The following is a 4,013-nucleotide window of genomic DNA, read 5'->3' on the forward strand; positions in this document are numbered from 1 at the left end:
CGTTGACGCATTCCTCCAGAAAAAGTGTAGACAGATTTTTTTTTGTGTTGATATAAATTTACTTGCTGTAATAATGCATAAACTTGTTCTTTACGATCTTTTGTATTTAAAACCCCTTTTAAAATAGCTAAATGGTCTAACAATTTCTCAGCAGATATTTTTGGGTACACTCCAAATTCTTGGGGTAAATAACCTAAACTTTTTCTAACTTCATTGGGTTGTTTTACGATATCAACACTATTAAATTCTATACTCCCAGAAGTAGGCTCTTGCAAAGATGCTATAGTTCTCATTAATGAAGATTTTCCTGCGCCATTTGCACCTAACAGGCCAAACATTCCGTTTGTGATTTCTAAGTTAATTCCGTTTAATGCCTTAACACCGTTTGGATATGTTTTTGTTAAATTATTTATTTTTAATGTATTCATTTATGTTGGATTTTAAAGTACACTACAAATATGAAGGCTTTTAAATTTTCTTTAAATTAAAGATGATAAACTTGGTCTTTTTCAACTTAGAAAACCTCTTATTTAATTCTACTTGTGTTGAACTAAAAAAGTCTAGTGTTTGTGTTAAAAACGATGCTGTTCAACTGTGTTTCTCTTGTTTTACCTCAAAACCTATTAAATAATCAAAGCTTTATAAAAAACAAAAGTTCCTTTTAAAAGGAACTTTTGAATGCATAGATAAATTAAATTTTAAATTATAATCGCGAGTATTTTTTAACAAACTTTATATTCTTAACTCTGCCTAACATTGATAATCTAAATGCTGTTCTCTCTTTATTAAACTCAAATGTTTGTCTAGATCTAATACTAATTACATCTTTCATTATTGGTTTCACTTCTCCAATTGGATTCCCTTTCACAAAAAGAAGAATGCGATCTTTTTTAGTTTTAAGCGTGTACACAGCATCCAATTCTTTGCTATAGTAATCACCAGAATAACTTTCTAAGTCAGTTTCGCTATATTCAGTTATTGGTTTATAGGCAACATAAGTTAATGGCGCTGCATTGGGCAGGTTTAGTGTAAATTCTTTGGTGTTTCCATTGGAACTCATTTCACAAATAACGGAAATGCGAGGGCCAATCATTTTAAACTTGTTTTTGGAAATTGGTACCATCATAGTAGCACTTCCATCATTTCTTACATAATTTAGAGTATCATTTCGGACTTCAAGCTTACGACTCATTTTATTCTTACCATCCCAATAAGATCCTTCAAAAGCATTCAGTTCTTTTTCTGTTAATGTAATTGATTTAAAATCCTTTATTTCGGGAGAAGTTTTTTTTGTTTGAGTTCTTTTTTCTTTCTTGTATTGATCTTCAAGAAAAAGATCAGCAATCTTGTAGGCCATTCTTGTTGGATTAGTATCTGTTCTATTCGCTAATATAATTACTGAAAATTGTGCTTCAGGAAATCGTATAAATTCAGTTCTATATCCAACAAACGCACCACTATGAGTAATCGTTTTAAGTCCTTTGTAAGTATTTATATTTAAGCCTTTTGCGTATTGAATCTTACTTCCATCATTCAAGATTCCATTTTCTGTCATTTTATCCCAAAAACCTTGATTGAACAAATTCGAATTATAGAATGTAGCATCCCATTTTTCAAGATCACTTACATTAGTAATTACACCTCCATCACCAATCATATTTAGTTTTGTATTGTATATATAATATCCACCTTTTCTATCAGGTCTATATCCAGTTGCTCTGTTTTTAACAATTTGATTCTGATTATCATTAAAATGGGTATCATTCATTTCTAAAGGATCAAAAATATTTTTCTTTGCAAATTCAGCCAATGTTAAACCGCTTACTTTTTCAACTATTTGGCCAAGTAGCCAATATCCTGAATTACTATACAAATATTCATCGCCAGGAGTAAAGTTTAACTCTTGTTGATTTGTCAATAATTTTTCTACAATTTCATTTGTATAATAATCATCAACTGTTAAACCAGAAAGCCTTGCCAAGATAATATAATCTCTTACTCCGCTCGTGTGGTTTAATAAGTGTTGAACTGTAACTTCATTGGCATAATCCGGAAAATTTGGGAAAAATTTCATCAATGTATCTTCCAATGATAACTTACCTTGTTCCGACAAAAGAATGATAGATGCCGCTGTAAATTGTTTTGAGGTTGAAGCTATACTAAAAACAGTTTTAGGATCGTTTGGAATGTTATGATCCAAGTTGGCCATTCCATATCCTTTTGCAAAAATTAATTTTCCATCTTTTATAATTCCTACTGTTCCTCCTGGAGCATCTTTAGCATCCCATCTTGAGAAGATCTTATCAATGTTTGTTTGTTGCGGAATTGACTCTTGAGCATTCATTGAGAAAATGCTGAATGTAATTAGTAGTGTTGCTATTATTTTTTTCATTTTTATTGATTTAAGATTAACTTAAGGCAAACATAAAACGGAAGAAAAACACCATGAAATTTATATGATATACGTTATTTTTATAAAGTTATATCTATAAAAAAACAAGCTCAATTGTGTTTATCAATAAAAGAGTCTTGTTGATGATAAAAATAATAGTGTATATCAATAATGTTGCAAAAACGATTGAACAATGGTAATTTTGGACTATGAATCAGTTTTTAAAAAAATACAAAGCGTTTCTAATTGGATTTAGCATTGTGCTGCCAATATTCTATGTATTAGATTATATGGGGTTCATTATTCTTTCAGAACAAAAAACAAATGAAATCCTTTTTTTTGCTCTTTTTTGGGGGCTTATCATTTCCTTATCAATATATTTTTTCAATAAAAAAAGAAAAGCGACAATTAAAGTTTTATGCTTATTCTTAATGTTTTTTGTTATCTTATTCATTGATTTTAAAATGAGTATGCCAGACAATCCAATTACCATAATGCTTTTAATGGCTTTCTGGTGTGGATTTGCATATTTGTTACTCCCTGAGTTTATAAAAAAGTATTGGAAGCTTATAGCCTTTTTTTATATCCCTCTTTTTGCATATTTCATTTATTTAAGATTATTTTCAGGAGGTTTAGAACCCTATTTAATAATAAAAGAGGACTTTCCATTTATTATTTTCTTTATACCCATTCCTATTTTAATTATCGTCTGGATTTTTGAACAATGGAGGTGGATTCAAAATTTGAAATCTGAAAAATCTCAGGCTGAATTGTCTTTACTGAGGTTACAAATTAATCCTCATTTTTTCTTTAATACGTTGAATAATTTATATGCTTTAACAATAAAGCAATCTGAAAAAGCGCCAGAGGTTATCTTAAAGCTATCGGATATGATGCGTTATACCATTTATGAAGGAGAAAAAGAATGGGTAACGCTTCACGATGAAATTGAGTATTTAGAAAACTATATCGAATTACATAAAATAAGGTACAAAAAATCAGTCGATATTCAATTTGAAAAAGATATAGATACTAATTTACAAATAGCTCCACTTTTATTTATCATTTTATTAGAAAATGCTTTTAAACACGGCATAGAAACATTGACAGAAAATGCATATATTCATATGCATTTAAAAGAAGATGAAGCATATATTTATTTTGAAATTGAAAATAATTTTGATCCTAAAGAAATGTCAAATTCTACGGGTATAGGATTAAAAAATTTACAAAAAAGATTGTCCTTATTGTATCCAAAAAAACATACTCTTGTCATTGATAAAACTATAAATACTTATAAAACAACTTTAAAAATTTTAAAACATGCTTAATTTTATAATTGTTGATGACGAACCTTTAGCGCATGAAATTATAGAAGAGTTTTGCAGTATGATTCCTCATATTGAGTTAAAACATCATTGTTATAATGCCATGGAAGCTATGGAATATCTTAATAAAAATACTGTTGATTTTATGTTTTTAGATATTAATATGCCAAAATTAAAAGGGCTAGATTTTTTAAAAACGATGTCCAATCCACCAAAAACTATTGTTACTACTGCTTATAAAGAATATGCCTTAGAAGGTTTTGAATTGAATGTTGTAGATTATCTTTTAAAAC

Annotated in this window: 4 protein-coding genes; 2 read left to right on the forward strand and 2 right to left on the reverse strand. The window is 28.8% G+C overall.

All coding sequences use genetic code 11. The annotated features are described in order from the left end of the window. Together AB1Z17_RS14050 and AB1Z17_RS14055 are read right to left on the reverse strand one after the other, a co-directional pair. Positions 1-428 (reverse strand): ATP-binding cassette domain-containing protein (locus tag AB1Z17_RS14050; RefSeq protein WP_368052398.1); only part of this gene is annotated, 428 nt, incomplete at its 3' end. A gap of 275 nt (positions 429-703) precedes the next feature. Further along, positions 704-2,392 carry a serine hydrolase domain-containing protein gene (locus AB1Z17_RS14055; RefSeq protein WP_368052399.1) on the reverse strand — a complete coding sequence of 563 codons (1,689 nt, stop codon included), beginning with the start codon at positions 2,390-2,392 and terminating at the stop codon, positions 704-706. A gap of 464 nt (positions 2,393-2,856) precedes the next feature. Here AB1Z17_RS14055 and AB1Z17_RS14060 point away from each other — a divergent pair, with 464 nt between their 5' ends. Together AB1Z17_RS14060 and AB1Z17_RS14065 are read left to right on the forward strand one after the other, a co-directional pair. Beyond that, positions 2,857-3,723 carry a sensor histidine kinase gene (locus AB1Z17_RS14060; RefSeq protein WP_368052400.1) on the forward strand — a complete coding sequence of 289 codons (867 nt, stop codon included), beginning with the start codon at positions 2,857-2,859 and terminating at the stop codon, positions 3,721-3,723. Then, positions 3,716-4,013: LytR/AlgR family response regulator transcription factor (locus tag AB1Z17_RS14065; RefSeq protein ID WP_368052401.1), on the forward strand; the 298-nt coding region annotated here is incomplete at its 3' end. The genes AB1Z17_RS14060 and AB1Z17_RS14065, both read left to right, overlap by 8 nt.

Source organism: Lutibacter sp. (genome assembly GCF_040883305.1).
Classification (GTDB): domain Bacteria; phylum Bacteroidota; class Bacteroidia; order Flavobacteriales; family Flavobacteriaceae; genus Lutibacter.

What these genes read in the sequence shown, in the direction of transcription:
- AB1Z17_RS14060 (WP_368052400.1), top strand. Translation starts at nt 2,857, where the DNA reads ATGAGTATGCCAGACAATCCAATTACCATAATGCTTTTAATGGCTTTC.
- AB1Z17_RS14055 (WP_368052399.1), bottom strand. Translation starts at nt 2,392, where the DNA reads ATGAAAAAAATAATAGCAACACTACTAATTACATTCAGCATTTTCTCA.